This window comes from Amycolatopsis sp. NPDC051758, from assembly GCF_044453095.1.
Taxonomy (GTDB): domain Bacteria; phylum Actinomycetota; class Actinomycetes; order Mycobacteriales; family Pseudonocardiaceae; genus Amycolatopsis.
Genome location: NZ_JBITCJ010000014.1, coordinates 80,941 through 99,747, shown reverse-complemented (window position 1 = coordinate 99,747; position 18,807 = coordinate 80,941). Strand labels below are relative to the sequence as shown.

Here is an 18,807-nt window from a genome sequence, read left to right as displayed (position 1 = left end):
CGTGAGCTGTAGATCCACTTCTCACAATTCTCTCAGGTGACGTCCAGGTGCTTCTCACGATCGGTAGTCCACCGTATGAGCAACGTAACCGGTCACACAGCGTCGTGCTCGGCCGCGAACCAGCAAGGACGGAGGAAGCATGTCGGTCGGCACGACCGGGGGTCTGCGGACCTCTCCCGAACACCGTGCTGCGACGGCCACGGTGGACATCGTCGTCCCGGTGTACAACGAGGAACGCGCGCTGCCCGGTTGTGTGCAGGTGCTGCGCGAGTTCCTCCGCGACCAGTTCCCGTTCGGCTGGACCATCGTGATCGCCGACAACGCCAGCACGGACCGGACGCTCGCGGTCGCCGAGGGACTCGCCCGCGAGCACGACTCGGTCCGCGTGTGCCACCTCGACCGCAAGGGCCGCGGCCTGGCCCTGCGCGAAACCTGGCGGGCCAGCACCGCCGACGTCGTCGTCTACATGGACGTTGATCTCTCCACCGGGCTCGACGCGCTGCTGCCGCTGGTGGCTCCCCTGGTCAACGGGCACTCCGACCTGGCCATCGGCTCGCGGCTCGCCCCCGGGGCACGCACGGTGCGCGGGCCGAAACGCGAGTTCGTCTCCCGCTGCTACAACGGGTTGATCCGGCTGAGCCACGGCGCCCGGTTCTCCGACGCGCAGTGCGGGTTCAAGGCCGCGCGCACCGACGTGATCCGGCCGCTGCTGGACCACGTCGAGGACGACGCCTGGTTCTTCGACACCGAACTGCTGCTCCTGGCCGAGCACAACGGGTTGCGCGTGCACGAGGTGCCGGTCGACTGGGTCGAGGACACCGACAGCCGCGTCGACGTCGCCAAGACCGCGCTCGACGACATCCGCGGGCTGGTCCGCGTCGCCCGCGCGAAAGCGGCCGGCACCGCACGGGTGCCGGACCTGCCGCGCCGGCCGGCACCCCGCGCGGCCCACCCCGACGCGGTGCTGGGCGCACCGAGCGGCGGCCGGCTCTGGGAAGTGCTGTCGTTCGCGGTGATCGGCGTGCTCTCCACCGTCGCGAACCTCCTGCTGTACGGGCTCTTCCGGCTGTGGTGGCCGGTGCTGGTGGCCAACCTGGCCGCGTTGGTGCTCACCACGCTGTTCAACACCGAAGCCAACCGCCGCTTCACCTTCGCCGGCGCGGGCGTCGCCCGGGGCAAGGCGCACCTGCAGGGGTTCGTGGTGTTCGGGCTCTACTACGCGTTCACCTCGGCCGCGCTGCTCGCGCTGCCCGCGTTCGACCCGGACCCCGGCCGCGCGCTGGAGCTGACGGTGTTGTTCGGCGCCTCGGTGCTGGGCACCGCGGGGCGGTTCGTGCTGCTGCGCAGCTGGGTCTTCCGCAAGGACAATCGAAAGGACGAACGATGACAGTCGCCGCCGAACACGCGGCACCCGCCGGCCGCGTCGCGGTTCCAAGCCGGACGAGGTGGCCGGCCTGGGCGCTCGCCGGGATCTGCGTCGCCGCGGGTGCGCTCTACGCGTGGCGGATCGGCGCGGGCCAGCTGGGCAACACCTACTACTCGGCCGCCGTGAAGTCCATGACGGACAGCTTCACGAACTTCCTCTTCGGCTCGTTCGACCCCTACGGCGTGTTCACTGTGGACAAACCACCGATGTCGCTGTGGCCGCAAGCGCTTTCGGTGCTGGTGTTCGGCTTCCACGGCTGGGCACTGCTGCTCCCCCAGGTGCTCGAGGGTGTCGCGGCGGTGTTCCTGTTGCACCGCACGGTGCGGCTGTGGGCGGGTGAGAACGTCGCACTGCTGGCTGCGTTGATCCTCACGTTGACGCCGATCACCGTCGCGATCAACCGGGACAACAACCCGGACACGCTCCTCGTGCTGCTGCTCGTCGCGGCGGCCTACGCGTTCACGCGCTCGGTGAAGGCGGACACGAGCCGCGCGCGGACGAATTGGCTGCTGTGGTGCGCCTTCTTCGTCGGCTGCGGGTTCGTCACCAAGATGATGCAGGCGTGGATCGTCGTCCCCGGTTTCGCGCTGGCGTATCTCGTCGGGACGAGCGCGCCGGTCAAGCGGCGGATCCTCGACCTGCTCGGGGCGGGCGTCGTCCTGTTCGCGTCGTCGTTCTGGTGGGCGGCACTGCACGACTGGTGGCCCGGGGCCAAGCCCTACATGGGAGGCAGCACCGACGGCACCGCCTGGAACCTGATCTTCGGCTACAACGGCTTCGGCCGGATCTTCGGCAACGAAGGCAATCCCGGCGGCGGTGCCGGACCGCGCCCCGACCTGCCCGAGGGGATGACCCTGCCGGCCGGGATGGGCGGCGGCGCCGGTGGCATGTTCGGCGGCGACACCGGTCTCGGCCGCATGTTCAGCACGTCGGTGGGCGGGCAGATCTCGTGGCTGCTGCCGCTGGCGCTGTTGGTCCTGGTGGTCATCGCCGTCCAGGGTGTCTCACGGATGGCGGCGAAGCGGCCGGGTGACCCCGCACTGCGGGCCGGCTGGTTCGCGTGGGGCGGCTGGCTGCTGGTGACCGCGCTGGTGTTCAGCTACGCGCAGGGCATCTGGCATCCGTACTACACGACGATGCTCGCCCCGGCGATCGCGGCGATCTCCGCGGCTGGGCTGGCGCGGTTCTGGCGCGCCTACCGCGGCGACGGGGCCGCCGGGTGGCTGCTGCTGCCCGCCGCGGTGGCGCTCACCGCGGTGTGGGCGTTCGTGCTGGCGAGCCGCGATCCTTCGTGGCAGGGCTGGACGCGCTGGGCGGTCCTGGTGGCGGGTGTGGTGACGGTGGTCGCGCTGCTCGCGGCCCGGCTCGCCGCGGCCCGGCGTGCGGTGCTCTCGCGGGTCTCGCTCGTGCTCGGGCTGGTCACCGTGCTGCTGGTGCCGGCGGTGTGGTCCACGGCGACCGCCGCGACCGGCGAGAACCTCGGCGTGATGCCGGCGGCCGGCCCGAGCGGCGGCTTCGGCGGGATGCGCCCGGGCGGCACAGGTGGCCCGAGTGGCTTCCCGGGTGCCGGCGACCTGCCGCAGCTGCCCGGTGGCACCGGCGGTTTCCCGGGTGGCACCGGCGCGGGCTTCCCCGGCGGCGGCCGCCCGGAGATGCCGGGCGGCGGCGGGTTCGGCGCCATGATGGGCGCCATGGACGGCAAGCTCACCGACGAGCAGCGCCGCGTCCTGGACTACGCCAAGCAGCACAGCGGCGGCGCGGAGATCACCCTGGCCGTCGACGGCTCGGCCACCGCGGTCGCGGGCTTCATCATCGGCTCCGACGAGACGGTCATCGGCATGGGCGGCTTCTCGGGCAGCGACGACTCGCCCTCGGTCGGCCAGCTCCGGCAGTGGACGGCCGAAGGCAAGCTGAAGTTCGTCCTCGGCGGATCCGGCGGCGGCATGCCGGGCATGAGCGGCGGCGCCGGACAGCGGCGGCAGCAGTGGATCGAGCAGCAGTGCACCGCCGTCGACCCGGCGGCGTACGGCGGGCAGGCCGCACAGCGGAACGACCAGGCCGGGTCGATGGGCCTGGCGCAGACCCTCTACGAGTGCCACGCCTGAGCCGGATCACCAGGCGGAGCCGGGGTCGTTCCCGGACCACCGGCTCCGCCCGGGAGTCCCGGCTGCGCGTCCGGGTTCGCGGCCCGAGGATCACCTCCTGGTCCCCCGGATCATCGGCGGCGCGCTTCTCGTCACCATCGCCTTCCTGCCGCAATTTCCACGACATCCGATTCACCATCGGTGATCGGGAAAGAATGGATCCGGCCGGATTATCGCCCACCGGAAATACCCCCATCCGGGGGCCTGGGGTATCCCTCACCCGGACCAAAAAGTACGTTGACGGTTGTCACCCCGGACCTCGGTGTCGCACCAAGTCCGCGATCTCTCAAGCGGACGGCGAAAACCCGGGGTCCTTTTGCGTGGATCAGATCACGCGCCGTCCGCGTATTTCTCACCGCCGGCGCAAACGCAACGGCGGATCATTTCCGGAATTTCCAGGAAAAGAAATCGTCATGCGACGCATCCGCACCATTGTCCAGGTCCTGTTCGGGACCACCATCGCGACCGGAAGCCTGATCGCACTGGCCCCGGCGGCCGTGGCCAGCACCATTCCGGTGGCCTGCAGCGAAAACGCTCTGGTCGCGGCGGTGAACCTGGCCAACTCCACCCCCACCTCGGACACCCTCGTCCTGGCGGGTGGCTGCACCTACGGCATCACCACCGCCCACGGCGGCGCGGCGAACGCGCTGCCGGTGATCACCACCCCGATCGAGATGATCGGCCCCGCGACCGTCACCAACGCCTCGCTGCTCGGCCTGGGGACGTTCCGGATCGCCGAGGTCGGCCCGACCGGCAGTCTCACGCTCACCACCGGCGTCGGGTTCACCCGCGGCAACGTCCTCGGTGACGGTGGTGGCATCCTCAACCGCGGCGCGGTCACCCTCACCGGAAGCACCCTGACCGGCAACACCGCTTCGGGCGACGGCGGCGGCCTCGCCAACGCCGACACCCCGGCCGGCACCGCGCCCGCCGCGACGTTCACCAACAGCCCGCTGTCCGGCAACACCACGCTGCTCGGCGACGGCGGCGCCGTCTACAACGGCCTCCGGGGCACGCTGACAGTCACCGGCGTTTCCGGCAGCCCCCTGTTCATCACCGGCAACAATGCGGGCCGGGGCGCCGGAATCTCCGCCGTCGGCGCCACCGCGACCACCCTCACCCAGACAGCTGTGACCAACAACCACGCACTGCTGCTCCTGGGCTCCGCCGGCGGCGTCTACCGCCAGGGCGGCACCATGACCACCACCAACTCACCCATCACCGCCAACACCCCGAACAACTGCGTCGGCAGTGTCCCCGCCGTGCCCAACTGCACCGGGTAACCGTCGGCCGCCGGTCAGCCGGCCCAGGTCCAGTCCCGGATTTCCGGCATGTCCTCGAAGTGCTCGCGGATGTGGCCGTGGTGGCGGGCGAGCATGGCGTGGCAGTGCTCGGCCAGCGCCGCGCCGCCTTCGGGGACCCGGGCGGACCTGCGCAGTGCTTCGAGGACGAGGTGGTAGCGGCTCATCCGGTTGAGCACGACCATGTCGAAGGGCGTGGTCGTGGTGCCCTGCTCGGTGTAACCGCGGACGTGGAACCGGCCGGGGTCGGGGCGGCCGTGCAGCAGCTGGTGCACGGCCCGGGGATAACCGTGGAAGGCGAACACCACGTCGGCGGTGGCGGTGAACAGCCGCTCGAACTTCGGTTCGCCGAACCCGTGCGGGTGGTCGCCGGGCGGGAGCAGGCCCATCAGGTCGACCACGTTGACCACCCGCACCCGCAGGTACGGGACGTGGTCGCGCAGCAGCCGCGCCGCCGCCAGGACCTCGAGCGTCGGCACGTCACCGGCCGCGGCGAGCACGATGTCGGGTTCGCCGTCGGCCGTCTCGGTGCCCGCCCAGTCCCAAGTGGACGCTCCCGCGGCGCAGTGCGCGGCCGCCTCTTCGAGTTCCAGGTACTGCAGGTGCTCCTGCTTGTCGGCGACGATCAGGTTGACGTGGTCCCGGCTCCGCAGGCACTGCTCCGCCACCGACAGCGTGGTGTTGGCGTCCGGCGGGAACCAGACACGCACGACAGCGGGCGCGAGCGGGATGGCGATGTCGATCAAGCCCGGCCCCTGGTGCGAGAAACCGTTGTTGTCGTTGCGCCAGCAGGTCGAGGTGAGCAACACGTTCAAGGACGCGACCGAGCGCCGCCACGGCAGGTCCGCGGCGTGCTGCAGCCACTTGGCGTGCTGGATCAACATGGAAGCCGAGACCATCGCGAACGCTTCGTAGGTCGCGAACACGCCGTGCCGGCCCGACAGCAGGTAACCCTCCAGCCAGCCTTGGCACAGGTGTTCCGAGAGCACCTCCATGACCCGGCCGTCGGGCGAGACGTGGTCGTCGGTGGTGAGGATCGGCGCCTGCAGGCAGCGATCGGTGGCCTCGAAGACGGCGCCGAGCCGGTTGCTGGCCGTTTCGTCCGGGCAGAACAACCGGAACGTGCCGCCGCCGTCGGATTTCCGGGTACTGGCGCGGTAGACGTCGCGCAGCAGCTCACCGAACGGGCGGGTGTTGCCGTGGTGCACCACTCCGGGTGCCGGCACGGAAACCGCATACGGTGCCAGGACGGGGATGTCGAGCCGCTTCAGCAGCCGGCCGCCGTTGGCGTACGGGCTGGCGGACATCCGCTTGTCCCCGTGCGGGGCGAGCGCGGCCAGCTCCGGGACGAGCCGGCCGGTGGCGTCGAACAGGCTCTCCGGCGCGTAGGACCGCAGCCACCGCTCGAGCTGCCGCAGGTGCCCGGCGTCCTCCCGGACCCGCGTCAGGGGCACCTGGTGGGCCCGGAACGTGCCTTCGATCGCAACGCCGTCGACGACGTCCGGGCCGGTCCAGCCCTTCGGGGTGCGCAGGACGACGGCGGGCCAGCGGACCGCTCGGAACGGCTCGGCCGAGCCGGTGCGCGCCTGCCGCTGGTTGGCCCGGATCCGGTCGTGGGCGGCGGCGAGGGCGGCGTGCAGTTCGGTGCACACCGTGGCGGGGTCGTCGCCGGACACGAGGACCGGGTCCCAGCCCTGCGCGGTGAGCAACCCGAGGACGTCGGTGTCGTCGGCCCGGCCGAGCACGGTGGGTCCGGCGATCTTGTACCCGTTGAGGTGCAGGATCGGCAGCACGGCGCCGTCGCGGCGGGCGTTGAGGAAGGCGGGGATCTTCCAGGATCCCGCCAGGGGCCCGGTCTCCGCTTCGCCGTCCCCGACCACGCAGGCCACGACCAGGTCCGGGTGGTCGAACGCGGCGCCGGCGGCGTGGGCCAGGGAGTAGCCGAGTTCGCCGCCCTCGTGGATGCTGCCGGGCGTCTGGACGCCGACGTGGCTCGGCACGCCCCCGGGTGTGGAGAACTGCCGCACCAGCCGGGTCAGCCCGGCGATGTCGGAGGAGACGGCGGGGTACGCCTCGCCGTAGGTGCCTTCGAGGTAGGCGTTCGCGAGCAGGGCCGGTCCGCCGTGGCCGGGACCGGCGACGTAGACGCAGTCGGCGCCGGTGTCGCGGATGAGCCGGTTGAGCAGGGTGTAGATCAGGGACAGCCCCGGGCTGGTGCCCCAGTGCCCGAGCAGGCGCGGCTTGATGTCCGCCACCGAGAGGGGCGCGCGCAGCAACGGGTTGTCCCGCAGGTAGATCTGGGCGACGGTCAGGTAGTTCGCCGCGGCCCACCACCTCAGGTCCAGGTCCCGGTCGTGCTCGTCGTACGGCGAAGTCGTGGGCGTGGTGCCGGTCAAGGTCGTGGACTGCTGCATCGCCGTGGCCTTCCGCCAAGTGGATCGGGTCGGCCGGTCAGCCGGTCGGGCTCGTGCCGGTCACGCGGACCGCGGTCACCCCGGGCACGGCCTGCGCCAGCACGGTCGCGACGTGCCGGTCGGTCTCGTCGTCGAACGCGTCCACGACCTCGACCGCGCCGTCGTGCACCTCGACGGTCCACCGCGCCGGCCCGCCGTAGATCGACAGGTGGTGGCGGACGTCCGCCGAAATGACACCGTCGTCGCGGGCGAGCGCCCGGACGAGGTCGCGCCGGGTGACCACCCCGACGACGTGGGCGCCGTCGACGATCGGCATGCTGCGGATCCGGTCCTCGAGCAGGACCCGCACCAGGTCCACCACGTCGGTGCTCGCGCCCGTCTCGACGGCCGGAGAGGTCATCACCCCGCCCACGGTCCCGGCCGGCGGCTTCGGCGGATCGCCGGCGCCTTCGGCCGGGTGGTACCGGGCGTCGCGCGGGAACCGGTCCCGCACGAGGTCCGCCTCGGTCACCACACCGACGAGCCGGCCGTCTTCGTCGAGGACCGGGAGCGCGGTGAAGCCGTGGGCGGACAACAGGTTCGCGGCGTACTTCACCGTCATGTCCGGGGTCACCGAAACGACCGGACTGCTCATGATGTCGCGTGCTTGCATCGAAGTCCTCTTTCGTCGGGCCTGAGGCTAGGTGCGCGCCCGCCCGGTGCGCTGCGGCCGTTCGTCACCGATCACGAGGTCCACCGGCACCCACGGCCATGGCCAGGGTTGTCTGCCGGGCGATCTCCAGCCCCTCACGCGCGGCCACGACCAGCACCCGCACGGGCTCGTGCTCCCGGCCGACCTGCCGATCGCCTTCGGCGGCCAGGCGCGCGGAATCGGCCCGCACGCCGAAGATCTCCAGCCCTCCGCAGAGCTCGGCCAGCAGGGTCGGCTGGTGTTCCGCGACACCGCCGGTGAACACCAGCGCGTCCAACCGGTCCAGGGACGCCACCATCGCGCCGATCTCCCGGCGCAACCGGTGCAGGTAGACGGCGATCGCGGTGCGGGCGTCCGGGTCGCCGCGGTCCCGCGCGGCCAGCACGTCACGCACGTCGCCGCCGGTGCCGGTCATCCCGGCCAGGCCGCTCCGGCGGTCGAGCGCGTCGTCGAGCCCGGCCACGTCCGTGACGCCGGAGCGCAGCAGGTGCAGCAGCAGCCCCGGGTCGACACTGCCGGAGCGGGTGGCCATGACCGCCCCTTCCAGCGGGGTGAAGCCCATCGACGTGTCGACACCGTGGCCGTCGCGGACGGCGGTCACCGAAACGCCGGACCCGAGGTGGCAGCAGACCAGCCGCAGCTCGGTGGGGTCACGGTCGAGCAGCTCGGCCGTGCGGCGCAGGGCGGACGCGCAGGAGAGACCGTGGAAGCCGTAGCGCCGCAGTGCGTGCTCGCGAACCCAGCTCTTCGGCAGCGCGTAGTGCGCCGCGGCTGCCGGCATCAGCGCGTGGAAAGCGGTGTCGAAACACGCGTACACCGGCCCCGGCACGATCTCCGCGACCACCGCGGCCAGTTCCAGCGACAGCGGCTGGTGCAGCGGAGCCAGCGGGGTCAACGCAGTCAGCCGCGCGGTTTCCGCCTGGTCCAGCGCCACCGGTTCGGAGCTCAGGCCGCCGTGCACGAACCGCACACCGGCCGCGCCGATCGGCTGCCGCCGGCCCACCAGGTCGGCCAGCGGCTGCCGGGCCTGGGCGGCGGACGCGGCGCCGACGGTGGCCCGGTCGACCTCCCGGCCGTCGTCGACGACCGACAGCTTGACGCTCGACGAGCCGGGGTTGACCGTCAGCACTCGCATCGGGCACCGGCTTCCGCCGGGCCGGGACCGGCCGCGGCGCGGACCCGGGCGATCATCAGAAGCGCTTGAGCATCACTGAGCAGACCTTGACGGGCCAGTTCGACGATGGCGGTCACCGTGCTCCGGTGCGGCTCGGCGATTCCCGCGAGATCGACGGGTGCCATGGGTGCTCCTCGATCGGCTGGTCGTCGCGCCGGGTCCGGGGCACTCACCACGCAGCCTACGCGCCCGTTCGGCGCCGTCGAGGAGCTTGAGGTCCTCGGACCTCGGACGGGGAGCAGTTCGGCCCTGTGCCCGGCACCACGATCACCTGGACGATCAGGACGAAAGGTTCGCCAGAGCCTGTCGAAGGGACCCGATCATGCGAGTGCCGGCACCGGCCCGGCCGGCCGAACGGGCCGGCACTGCCGTCCGGGCACCGGCGCACGCGCTCGACGCGGCCGAGACGATCACCCTGCTCGAGACCGATGAGCGAACCGGGCTGACCGGAGCCGAGGCCACCGCCCGGAACGTCCACAACGGACTGAACGTGCTGCCGACCGGCCGGCCCACCAGTGCGCTCGGCCGGTTCTTCCGCCAGTTCAAGGATCCGCTCGTCTACGTCCTGCTCGCCTCGGCCGCGGTGACCCTGATTCTCGGCCAGTTCGTCGACTCGAGCGTGATCTTCGCCGTTGTGCTGCTCAACGCGGTCGTCGGGCTGCTCCAGGAGTCACGGGCCGAGCACGCCCTCGCGGCACTGGCCGGCATGGTGACCACCGAAGTCCGGGTGGTGCGCGACGGTGTCCCGATCCGGCTGCGAGCCGAAAACCTCGCCACCGGGGACCTCGTTCTCCTCCGCGCCGGGGACAAGGTCGCGGCGGACTCCCTCCTGCTTTCGGCGCACACGCTGCAGATCGACGAATCCGCGCTCACCGGTGAGGCCGCACCCGTCACGAAGGTGCCCGGCGCGCTCCCCCGGGCCACCGCGCTCGCCGATCGGCGGAACATCGCGCACGCGGGCACCGTCGTGACGCGGGGCGAGGGCACCGCCGTCGTCGTGGCGATCGGCGCCGGCACGGAACTGGGGCTGATCAACCAGCTCATGACCGCCACCGGGGTGCCGACCACACCGTTGACGCGCAAGCTGTCCGGGTTCAGCCGCCGGCTCTCGGCCGGCATCGTGGCGCTGGCGGTCGTCCTGTTCGTGATCGGACTGCTGCGGGGCTACCGGGCCGGGGAGATGTTCACCGCGGCGGTGACGATGGCGGTGGGGGCGATCCCCGAAGGCCTGCCGGCCGCGGTGTCGATCGTGCTGGCGATCGGCGTCGTCCGGATGGCCCGGCGCAACGCGATCGTCCGGCGGCTGCCGTCGGTGGAGACCCTCGGCAGCACGACCGTCATCTGCACCGACAAGACCGGCACGCTCACCACCAACCGGATGACGGTGACCACCGTGGTCGCCGGCGGCCGCACCCACGAGTGGACCGTCGGCGATCCGCTCCCGCCGGCGTTGCGGGAATGCCTGCTCACCGGGATCCTCTGCAACGAGGCACAACCGGCCGACGGCCCGACCGCGGCGACCGGCGATCCGACCGAAACCGCCCTCCTCACCGCGGCGCGCGAAGCCGGGCTGGACATCGGCGCGGAGCGGTCCGCCCGGCCGCGCGTCGACGTGCTGCCCTTCGAGTCCGGGCGGAACCTGATGGCCACGGTGCACCGGACCGCCGACGGCCGGCTGACCGGATACCTGAAGGGAGCTCCCGAAAAGGTCCTCGCGCTGTGCCACGACCAGCTGCGCGAGGACGGGACCGCCGGGCCGCTCGAGGCGGGGCAACGGGAGACCGCGGAAGCCCTCGCCCGCCGCGGACTGCGGGTACTGGCCTTCGCGACGTTCACTCCGGCGGGCGAAACCGCTTTTCCGGCGGGCACACCCCCGGACGGGCTGACCCTCGTCGGCTTCCAGGCCATGCACGACCCACCCCGCCCGGCCGCGGTGGCCGCCGTGGCGGCGTGCCGGCGCGCCGGGATCGCGGTCAAGATGATCACCGGCGACCACGGTGAAACCGCACGGGCGATCGCCCGGAACTTCGCGCTGGCCAAGGGCGAACCGGTCGTCCTCACCGGTGCCGAAATCGCCGTCACCCCGGACGACGCCCTCGCCGGCGTGGACGTGTTCGCCCGCGTTTCCCCGGAGCAGAAACTGCGGCTGGTCACCCTCCTGCAGGAGCGCGGCAACGTGGTCGCGATGACCGGCGACGGGGTCAACGACGCGCCCGCTCTGCGCAAGGCCGACATCGGGATCGCGATGGGACGCAGCGGGACCGAGGTCGCCAAGGAAGCCGCCGACATGGTGCTGGCGAACGACGACTTCGCGACCATCGAGGCCGCCGTCGAAGAGGGCCGCGCGGTGTTCGACAACATCCGCAAGTTCATGGCCTGGACGCTGCCGACCAACATCGCCGAAGGACTGGTCATCCTGGTCGCGATCGTGCTCGGCGCCCAGCTGCCGATGCTCCCGGTCCAGGTGCTGTGGATCAACATGACCACCGCGGTCTTCCTCGGCCTCTCGCTGGCGTTCGAACCGAAGGAAACGGGCATCATGGCCCGCCGGCCCCGCCCACCGGGACAGGCACTGATGACCACCGACCTGCTCAGGCGGATCTCGCTGGTGTCGGTCATCCTCGTCGCGGGTTCGTTCGCGGTGTTCACCTGGCAGCTGCGGGCCGGCGTGTCCGTCACCGACGCGCGCTCGGTCACGATCACCGTGTTCGTGTTCGCGCAGATCGCGTACTTGTTCAGCTGCCGGTCCCTCGACCGGTTCCGGCCGACGGGGTGGAATCCCTGGGTGCTCGGGGGTGTCGCCGTCATGGTCGCGCTGCAGGTGTCGATCCTCTACGTCCCGCTGATGAACGAGCTGTTCCACACCGCGCCGCTGACCGTCGGGAGCTGGCTGCTGGTGCTCGGCCTCGCCGCCACCACGTTCCTGGTCGCCGAGGTCGACAAGTTCCTCTGGCGTCCCGGCCGGCGTCGACTATTCGGAAACCGGCCCGGAAACACCGCTGTGGCTCCGGCATCGCGGTAGGATCGAGGGGACAGCGCCGGAGCGCCCAGTCCCTGCCCTCGCGACGATCGACCGCCAACGACGGCCGCATCTGTCCATCGGCCGCGTGCACGTTGTCACAGCGGTGAGGAGCAGCGGCGGCCGGCCAGGTCAGGAGCCCCGATCGTGGGACGCATAACGCTTGATCTTCGTCGACTCCGCCGCCCGCTTGCCGAACCCGCTCCCCCGGAGCTCGCGGCAGTTCGTGCGGCCGTCGCGGCGCCTGGCGGGCGCGAGCCCCCGGTGCCCCGGCACCCGCCGCTGACCGTGGCGACGGAGCACCGTGGACGGACGCTCGTGCTCGTCCTGGACGGTGACGTCGACCTGCACACCGCCCCCGCGGTGCGCCAGGCCGTCGAATCGGCGTTGAGCCGGCGACCGTGGCGGCTGGTGGTCGACCTGTCCCTCGTCCGGTTCCTCAATTCCGCCGGACTGGAGGCCCTGCTGGCCGCACGCCGGCAGGCCGCGCCGCACACCGACCTGCGGCTGGTGGCCGCCACCCAAGCGGTCTGGCGCCCCATTCAGATCACCAGGCTGCACGAGCAACTGGTCATCCACACCTCGCGGGCGGAGGCCATCGCCGCGCCCGCCCGGCGCCGAGATGACGACCGCCCCCCACCGGGGGAACCCCACCGCCCCGTCCCCTCGCACGAATCGGCACCGTCATGACCACGATCGACCACACCGCGCCGCCGCAACGCTTCCCGGCCGGCCCGAAACCCCTCCTCTCCGGCGAACACTCCCGCTCCGAGCTCGTCACCATCAGGATCTTCCTGCTCGCCCCGTTCCTCGCCCTGATCTCGGTCGTGGTCCTGGTGTGGGGCTGGGGACTGAGCTGGCTCGACATCGGCATCGCGACGGGCTTCTACGTCGTCACGACACTGGGCGTGACCGTCGGCTACCACCGCTACTTCACCCACGGCGCGTTCACCGCCACCCGCGGCCTGCGGATCGCCCTGGCGATCGCCGGGGGCCTGGCCGCCCAGGGCCCGGTGCTCAGCTGGGTCGCCGACCACCGCCGCCACCACGCGTTCTCCGACCGCGAAGGCGACCCCCACTCCCCCTGGCTCTACGGCACCTCACCGCTCGCACTCGCCCACGGGTTCTGGCACGCACACCTGGGCTGGCTCTTCGGCCGCGACAAGACCAACATCACCCGTTTCGCGCCCGACCTCGCCGCCGACCCCGACATCCGCACGGTCGACCGCCTCTTCCCGCTCTGGGTGGCCGCCACCGTGGGCGTCCCCGCCGCCCTCGGCGGCCTCATCGGCGGCTCCTGGTGGGCCGCCCTGACCGCGTTCCTCTGGGCCGGGCTCGCCCGGGTCTCCCTGCAGCACCACGTCACCTGGTCGGTCAACTCGATCTGCCACATGATCGGCAGCCGCCCGTTCACCAGCCGCGACCGCTCCGCCAACTTCTGGCCGCTGGCCATCCTGTCGATGGGCGAATCCTGGCACAACTCCCACCACGCCGACCCGACCTGCGCCCGCCACGGCGTCCTGCGTGGACAGATCGACATCTCCGCCCGCGTCATCCGCATCTTCGAGAAACTCGGCTGGGCGACAAAGGTCCGCTGGCCGAAACCGGAACGACTGTCCAGGATGGCCGACCCGCACGGCGGCAACCGGAAAGCCGCCGGGTGAACCACACCAGTACCGCGCTCACCGCACGCAGAAGGCGAGACCGTCGATGTTCACGATGACCGAATCGGCCACCGAAGCGATCAACCAGCTCACCACGGCCCAGAACGTCCGAGCCGAAGGTGGGCTGCGCCTGACCCTCGACGGCCCTCCCGGAACGGACGGCGAGCTGACGGTCGAGGTCGCCGCGCACCCGGTGGCCGGTGACCGCGTCGTTGTTGTCGCGAGCACTCAGGTGTTCCTCGCCCGCGACACCCGGGTCGATCTTGCCGACAAGGTCCTCGACGTCCGCAAGGACATCGACGGGCACTACACGTTCCTGATCACGACCCCGAACTGACGGTCGCTCGTCGTCAGGCGTCGACGCGCAGGTGACCGGACGAGCGCGACCGGCCGGTCCGTGCACCAAAGTCACCGTGTTCCGGGAACTTCGGCACCAGCGCCCGGCCCGGACGACGGCCCATGCTCGGTGCACAACCGAACAAGGAGCTCACGATGTCCGTCCAGGACCGCGGCCCGACCCTGACCACCCCCTTCCTCCCCGACCAGCCGGAAACGCGGACCGCCGAACGGCCTCACCCCGGCTCCTCCGCCCGCGGCCCGGCACTGGCCGTCCTGCGCATCGTGATGGGCCTGACGTTCCTCTGGGCCTTCCTCGACAAGATGTTCGGGCTGGGCTACTCCACGAGCTCGGCACAGGCCTGGATCAGCGGCGGCTCCCCGACCAAGGGATTCCTCGGCCACGTCCAGGTCGGCCCGCTGCAGTCGATGCTGCGCGACTGGGCCGGCGCCGGCTGGGCCGACTGGCTGTTCATGCTGGCGCTGCTCGGCCTCGGTGTCGCCCTCCTGCTCGGTGTCGCCCTGCGCCTGGCCGCTGTCGCGGGCACCGTCCTGCTCGCTCTCATGTGGATCGCCGAATGGCCGCTCGCGCAGTCCACTTCGGCCGGGATGGCGACGTCGTCGACCAATCCGCTGATCGACTACCACCTCGTGTACCTCGTTGTGCTCATCGTGGTGGCCGCGTTCGCCGCGGGTGACACCTGGGGCCTCGGCCGCCGCTGGGCCGAGCTGGATCTCGTCCGCCGCACCCCCTGGCTCCGCTGAGCCCGACCATTCGATCCACAACGGACACCGGCACCACAGCAGGAGGAACACCATGCGCACCAGCACGACAGCAGGCCGGATCATGACCCGGGAAGTGATCACCGCGACGCCGGCCACTCCGTTCAAGGACCTGGTCGGCATGATCGTCACCAACGGCGTCGGCGCCGTCCCGGTCGTGACCCCGGAGGGTGCGCTGCTCGGCGTGGTGACCGAAGCGGACCTGCTGTGCCGGCAGGCGCACCAGGACGACCGGCTCGGCGCGAGCTGCCCGCACTTCGCCGGCCACCTCACCCGGGAGGACTGGCGGAAGGCGGCCGCGCAGACCGCGGCCACGGTGATGACCGCGACGCCGCGGACCACCACACCGGATGCCACCCTGCCGGAGGTTGCGCGGCTGCTCACGACGAGCGGGGTCCGCAGCCTGTTCGTGCTCGACGGTGAGCACCTGGTGGGCGTCGTCACGCGGCGGGACCTCCTGCGCACTTTCCTGCGCACGGACGAAGACCTGCAGACCGACGTCGACCGAACGGTGTTCGAAGACGCCTTGCACGCCGACAAGAACGCCGTGCTCGCGAGTGTCGAGCACGGCGTGGTACTGCTGACCGGCCGGCTCGAGTACGAAGCCGACGTGGCTACGGCGGAACGCCTGGCCCTCGCCGTACCCGGCGTCGTGGGGGTCGAGAACCGGATGGACTTCGTCTGGCAGGGCCCGCGGCGCACCGCCGGTTGATCGCCCGGCCGTGGCGGAGGTTCCGCACGTGCAGTCCGACGGCCAGGACGAGCAACGGCACGTGGATCACCGGCAGGTTCCGGGCGAACCACGGTGGCAGGAAGATGTCGGTGACCGAGCCGTGGTCGGCGCCGAACGATGCGGCGACCTCGGTCAGCGGACAGCGGAACCCGTTCGCCGCGAAGACGAGGCACTCGAGGGCGACCACACCGCCGGCGAGCGCGGCCCGCCGGTCGGATCGTTTGGCCAGTCCCGAATACAGGACGTAGGAGAAGCAGGACTCGATGGCGAACCAGGCCGTCGTGTGCACGACCTTGATCACCACGAGCACGGCCGCGTCCCGGGGTTCGCGTCTCATCGAAGTCCTCGGTCCGCAGGGATTCCGGCACGGCCGCGGCCGGCCGGTTCGGCGGTGCTGAAGTAGCCCGCCCGGCGGCGCAGGTGCCGATGCGGACCGGCCGGCCGGGGCCCGGGGGTCGTCGTGCGCACCATTCGGTAGAAGATCCGTTTGCCCGCTTCGATCAGGACGAGGTAGCCCAGCACCATCCCGGCCAGCGCGGCGAAGAACCCGCCCGGCAGCGGCGAAAACCCCAGTGCGGACGCGAACGGTGTCGCGGGCAGCAGGGCGCCGACGGTGACGACGCCGAGGGCTCCCAGGGTCAGCGGCAGGCTGGGGTGGCTGCGGAAGAACGGGATCCGCCGGGTGCGGATGGCGAAGATCACCAGTGTCTGGGTGGCCAGGGATTCGACGAACCAGCCCGAGCGGAACTGGTCCGGGCCGGCGTGGAACACCCACAGCATGACGCCGAAGGTGACGAAGTCGAACACCGAGCTGAGCGGACCGAAGAAGACCATGAACCGGCGGATGAACCCGATGTCCCAATGGGACGGCCGGTGGAGCTGCTCCTCGTCGACGGTGTCGGTGGGGATCGCGAGCTGGCTGGTGTCGTAGAGCAGGTTGTTGAGCAGGATCTGCGAAGGCAGCATCGGCAGGAACGTCAGGAACAGGGACGCGCCCGCCGCGGAGAACATGTTGCCGAAGTTGCTGGAGGTGCCCATCAGCACGTACTTGATGGTGTTGGCGAAGATCCGCCGCCCTTCGGTGACGCCGTCGGCGAGCACGTCGAGGTCCTTCTCCAGCAGGATCACGTCGGCGGCGTCCTTGGCGACGTCGGTGGCCGAGTCCACCGAGATGCCGACGTCGGCCGCGTGCAGGGCGAGCGCGTCGTTGACGCCGTCGCCGAGGAAGGCCACCCCGCCGCCGCCGAGCCGCTGGACACGCACGATGCGGGCCTTGTGCTCCGGGTTCACCCGGGCGAACACCGTGGTCCGCGTGATCGCTTCGGCGAGCTGGGTGTCGTCGAGGCCGTCGAGGTCGGCCCCCGTCAGCGCGGCGCCGTCGCCGAGGCCGAGGTCGTGGCACACCTTCGCCGCGACCGCGGAGTTGTCGCCGGTGACGACCTTGACCGCGATGCCCAGGTCGGCCAGCCGCCGCAGGGACCGCGCGGCGTCGTGCTTGGGCGGGTCGAGGAACACCAGGAACCCGAGCAGCACCAAGCCTTGTTCGTCCGCGGGCGCCGGTGGCTTCCCGCCGGTGAACGGCCGCATGGCCACGGCGACGACCCGGTTGCCCGCGGCGAACTCGGCGTCCAGGGCTTGCCGTGCTTCGGGTGGGACGCCGGTGCAGCGGTCCAGCACCGTCTCCGGCGCGCCTTTGGTCACCAGGACGGTGTGGCCCGCCGGGTCGCGCACGACGACGGAGACCATGCGCCGTTCGTGGTCGAAGGGCAGCAGGCCCAACGTGGTGTAGCCGGCGAGCGCGGTCCTCTGCGCCACCGAGGCCGGCGACGCCCACAGCGCCTGGTCCAGCGGGTTGCCGCCGACGGCCGCGGTGTTTTCGGTGCAGAGCAGGCCCCAGCGCAGCACTTCGCCGGGATCCGCGCCGCCCGCCGGGACGGCCCGCATGTAGTTGATGCGGCCGAGGGTGAGGGTGCCGGTCTTGTCGGTGAACAGCACGTCGACGTTGCCCAGGTCCTCGATGCACACCAGCCGTTTGACGAGCACCTTGCGCCGGCTCATCCGCCGCGACCCGGCCGCGAGACTGGTCGACACGACCGCGGGCAGCAGCTGCGGGGTGATGCCGACCGCGATGGCGAGCGAGAACAGCAGCGCGTCGAGGATCGGCTTGTGCAGCACCACGTTGACCGCGAAGATCGACGTCGTCAGCACGCCCGCGACGTAGACCAGCAGCATCGAGAACTTCCGCAGCCCGATCTGGAACTCGGTGTCGAGCTGGTGGGTGCCCAGGCCGGCCGCGATCGCCCCGAACCCGGTGCGGGCGCCGGTCGACACCACGACACCGGTGCCGCTGCCCGCGTGCACGACGGTGCCCATCAGCGCGCACCCGGACAGTTCGGCCAGGGCGGTGCCTTCGGGGACGGCCGCGGTGTCCTTCTCCGACGGCAGGGATTCCCCGGTCAGCACCGACTCGTCGCATTCCAGCCCGGTGACCGACAGCAGCCGGACGTCGGCCGGGACGACGTCGCCCAGCTTCAGCTCGACGACGTCCCCGGGCACCAGCGCGGTCACGTCCACCCGCACGGGTGACCGCCGCGGCGCACCACGGTCTCGTGCCGGATCTGCGTGTGCAGGGCTTCCGCGGCCTTCTCGGCGCGGTACTCGTTCACAAAACCCAGCCCGACCGAAACCGCGACGATCACCCCGATGATCACCGCGTCGCTGCGCTCACCGACGAAGTAGGACGCGACGGCGGCCACCATCAGCAGCACCAGCAACGGCGAGCGCAGCTGGTGCCACAGCACCGGGACCAGCCGTGCCCGGTGCGACGACACCGCGTTCGGCCCGTACCGTGCCGACCGCTCGGCGACCTCACCGGCGGTCAGCCCGTCGGGCGTGACGCCGAGCGCGGCCAAGGCCGCCGCACCGGGCAACGCCGCGGCGTGCGCGATGTCGAGCTCGGGGGCGGCCGGTCGCGCGGGCGCCGAGGTGGTGCGGGTGGTCATCGGGGCCTCGGCGTTCGCGAACGAGATTCGGATCGGCGAACCGGCTTGCGTGGCACGCCGAGAGGACAAGCAGCGCCGGGGTCCGAGGCACGATCAGTGTATCCCCGCCGGGGGCGCCAG

General features: G+C 71.5%; 16 protein-coding genes. 9 read left to right on the top strand and 7 right to left on the bottom strand.

What is annotated here, in order from left to right; translation table 11 throughout:
* Positions 1-139 precede the first annotated feature (139 nt).
* The 3 genes from ACIA5G_RS45315 to ACIA5G_RS45305 all read left to right on the top strand — a co-directional run bounded on the left by ACIA5G_RS45315 (position 140) and on the right by ACIA5G_RS45305 (position 4,853).
* Positions 140-1,387, top strand: a complete 1,248-nt coding sequence (locus tag ACIA5G_RS45315) for a glycosyltransferase (protein ID WP_395935160.1) — start codon at positions 140-142, stop codon at positions 1,385-1,387.
* Positions 1,384-3,531, top strand: coding sequence for an ArnT family glycosyltransferase (locus ACIA5G_RS45310; protein ID WP_395935158.1), 2,148 nt, complete (start codon positions 1,384-1,386; stop codon positions 3,529-3,531). Before ACIA5G_RS45315 ends, ACIA5G_RS45310 begins: the two co-directional genes overlap by 4 nt.
* 452 nt (positions 3,532-3,983) lie before the next feature.
* Positions 3,984-4,853, top strand: a complete 870-nt coding sequence (locus ACIA5G_RS45305; protein WP_395935156.1) for a hypothetical protein — start codon at positions 3,984-3,986, stop codon at positions 4,851-4,853.
* A 14-nt stretch (positions 4,854-4,867) separates the two neighbouring features.
* Here ACIA5G_RS45305 and ACIA5G_RS45300 read toward each other — a convergent pair whose 3' ends face one another.
* The 4 genes from ACIA5G_RS45300 to ACIA5G_RS45285 all read right to left on the bottom strand — a co-directional run bounded on the left by ACIA5G_RS45300 (position 4,868) and on the right by ACIA5G_RS45285 (position 9,275).
* Entirely contained in the window at positions 4,868-7,285 is a 2,418-nt protein-coding gene (locus ACIA5G_RS45300; protein ID WP_395935154.1) for a phosphoketolase, read from the bottom strand.
* Positions 7,286-7,322: 37 nt separating this feature from the next.
* Positions 7,323-7,937 (bottom strand): HPP family protein, encoded by a 615-nt coding sequence (locus ACIA5G_RS45295; RefSeq protein WP_395935152.1) that lies wholly within the window; start codon positions 7,935-7,937, stop codon positions 7,323-7,325.
* Positions 7,938-8,001: 64 nt separating this feature from the next.
* Complete coding sequence (locus ACIA5G_RS45290; protein WP_395935150.1) at positions 8,002-9,111, bottom strand: acetate/propionate family kinase; 1,110 nt, start codon at positions 9,109-9,111, stop codon at positions 8,002-8,004.
* The gene (locus ACIA5G_RS45285; protein WP_395935148.1) at positions 9,099-9,275 is read right to left on the bottom strand and encodes a hypothetical protein; all 177 of its coding nucleotides are present in this window, start codon (positions 9,273-9,275) and stop codon (positions 9,099-9,101) included. Before ACIA5G_RS45285 ends, ACIA5G_RS45290 begins: the two co-directional genes overlap by 13 nt.
* Positions 9,276-9,472: 197 nt before the next feature.
* Here ACIA5G_RS45285 and ACIA5G_RS45280 point away from each other — a divergent pair, with 197 nt between their 5' ends.
* From ACIA5G_RS45280 to ACIA5G_RS45255, 6 genes are all read left to right on the top strand, one after another.
* A complete protein-coding gene (locus ACIA5G_RS45280; RefSeq protein WP_395935146.1) occupies positions 9,473-12,172 on the top strand; it encodes a cation-translocating P-type ATPase in 2,700 nt (899 codons plus the stop codon).
* A 261-nt stretch (positions 12,173-12,433) separates the two neighbouring features.
* The gene (locus ACIA5G_RS45275) at positions 12,434-12,859 is read left to right on the top strand and encodes an STAS domain-containing protein (protein WP_395935144.1); all 426 of its coding nucleotides are present in this window, start codon (positions 12,434-12,436) and stop codon (positions 12,857-12,859) included.
* Positions 12,856-13,833: an acyl-CoA desaturase gene (locus ACIA5G_RS45270; protein ID WP_395935142.1), complete on the top strand. Its 978-nt coding sequence runs from the start codon at positions 12,856-12,858 to the stop codon at positions 13,831-13,833. The genes ACIA5G_RS45275 and ACIA5G_RS45270 overlap by 4 nt, the downstream gene beginning before the upstream one ends.
* A gap of 55 nt (positions 13,834-13,888) precedes the next feature.
* Positions 13,889-14,170 carry a hypothetical protein gene (locus ACIA5G_RS45265; protein WP_395935140.1) on the top strand — a complete coding sequence of 94 codons (282 nt, stop codon included), beginning with the start codon at positions 13,889-13,891 and terminating at the stop codon, positions 14,168-14,170.
* A 155-nt stretch (positions 14,171-14,325) separates the two neighbouring features.
* Positions 14,326-14,934 carry a DoxX family membrane protein gene (locus ACIA5G_RS45260; RefSeq protein ID WP_395935138.1) on the top strand — a complete coding sequence of 203 codons (609 nt, stop codon included), beginning with the start codon at positions 14,326-14,328 and terminating at the stop codon, positions 14,932-14,934.
* A gap of 52 nt (positions 14,935-14,986) precedes the next feature.
* On the top strand, positions 14,987-15,664 hold the full coding sequence (locus tag ACIA5G_RS45255; RefSeq protein ID WP_395935136.1) for a CBS domain-containing protein: 678 nt from the start codon (positions 14,987-14,989) through the stop codon (positions 15,662-15,664).
* Here the strand turns inward: ACIA5G_RS45255 and ACIA5G_RS45250 are convergent.
* From ACIA5G_RS45250 to ACIA5G_RS45240, 3 genes are read right to left on the bottom strand one after another with little or no spacing between them, the layout of a single operon-like run.
* Positions 15,567-16,022 carry a hypothetical protein gene (locus ACIA5G_RS45250; RefSeq protein WP_395935134.1) on the bottom strand — a complete coding sequence of 152 codons (456 nt, stop codon included), beginning with the start codon at positions 16,020-16,022 and terminating at the stop codon, positions 15,567-15,569. The genes ACIA5G_RS45255 and ACIA5G_RS45250 overlap by 98 nt on opposite strands.
* On the bottom strand, positions 16,019-18,265 hold the full coding sequence (mgtA, locus tag ACIA5G_RS45245) for a magnesium-translocating P-type ATPase (protein ID WP_395935132.1): 2,247 nt from the start codon (positions 18,263-18,265) through the stop codon (positions 16,019-16,021). Before mgtA ends, ACIA5G_RS45250 begins: the two co-directional genes overlap by 4 nt.
* Positions 18,250-18,687, bottom strand: a complete 438-nt coding sequence (locus ACIA5G_RS45240; protein WP_395935130.1) for a cation-transporting P-type ATPase — start codon at positions 18,685-18,687, stop codon at positions 18,250-18,252. Before ACIA5G_RS45240 ends, mgtA begins: the two co-directional genes overlap by 16 nt.
* Positions 18,688-18,807 lie beyond the last annotated feature (120 nt).

Excerpts from the sequence above, each read along its gene's own strand:
- ACIA5G_RS45315 (WP_395935160.1), top strand. The coding sequence starts at position 140 with ATGTCGGTCGGCACGACCGGGGGTCTGCGGACCTCTCCCGAACACCGT.
- ACIA5G_RS45305 (WP_395935156.1), top strand. The coding sequence starts at position 3,984 with ATGCGACGCATCCGCACCATTGTCCAGGTCCTGTTCGGGACCACCATC.
- ACIA5G_RS45270 (WP_395935142.1), top strand. The coding sequence starts at position 12,856 with ATGACCACGATCGACCACACCGCGCCGCCGCAACGCTTCCCGGCCGGC.
- ACIA5G_RS45285 (WP_395935148.1), bottom strand. The coding sequence starts at position 9,275 with ATGGCACCCGTCGATCTCGCGGGAATCGCCGAGCCGCACCGGAGCACG.
- ACIA5G_RS45280 (WP_395935146.1), top strand. The coding sequence starts at position 9,473 with ATGCGAGTGCCGGCACCGGCCCGGCCGGCCGAACGGGCCGGCACTGCC.
- ACIA5G_RS45295 (WP_395935152.1), bottom strand. The coding sequence starts at position 7,937 with ATGCAAGCACGCGACATCATGAGCAGTCCGGTCGTTTCGGTGACCCCG.
- ACIA5G_RS45265 (WP_395935140.1), top strand. The coding sequence starts at position 13,889 with ATGACCGAATCGGCCACCGAAGCGATCAACCAGCTCACCACGGCCCAG.
- ACIA5G_RS45300 (WP_395935154.1), bottom strand. The coding sequence starts at position 7,285 with ATGCAGCAGTCCACGACCTTGACCGGCACCACGCCCACGACTTCGCCG.
- ACIA5G_RS45290 (WP_395935150.1), bottom strand. The coding sequence starts at position 9,111 with ATGCGAGTGCTGACGGTCAACCCCGGCTCGTCGAGCGTCAAGCTGTCG.
- ACIA5G_RS45255 (WP_395935136.1), top strand. The coding sequence starts at position 14,987 with ATGCGCACCAGCACGACAGCAGGCCGGATCATGACCCGGGAAGTGATC.
- ACIA5G_RS45310 (WP_395935158.1), top strand. The coding sequence starts at position 1,384 with ATGACAGTCGCCGCCGAACACGCGGCACCCGCCGGCCGCGTCGCGGTT.
- ACIA5G_RS45250 (WP_395935134.1), bottom strand. The coding sequence starts at position 16,022 with ATGAGACGCGAACCCCGGGACGCGGCCGTGCTCGTGGTGATCAAGGTC.
- ACIA5G_RS45240 (WP_395935130.1), bottom strand. The coding sequence starts at position 18,687 with ATGACCACCCGCACCACCTCGGCGCCCGCGCGACCGGCCGCCCCCGAG.
- ACIA5G_RS45260 (WP_395935138.1), top strand. The coding sequence starts at position 14,326 with ATGTCCGTCCAGGACCGCGGCCCGACCCTGACCACCCCCTTCCTCCCC.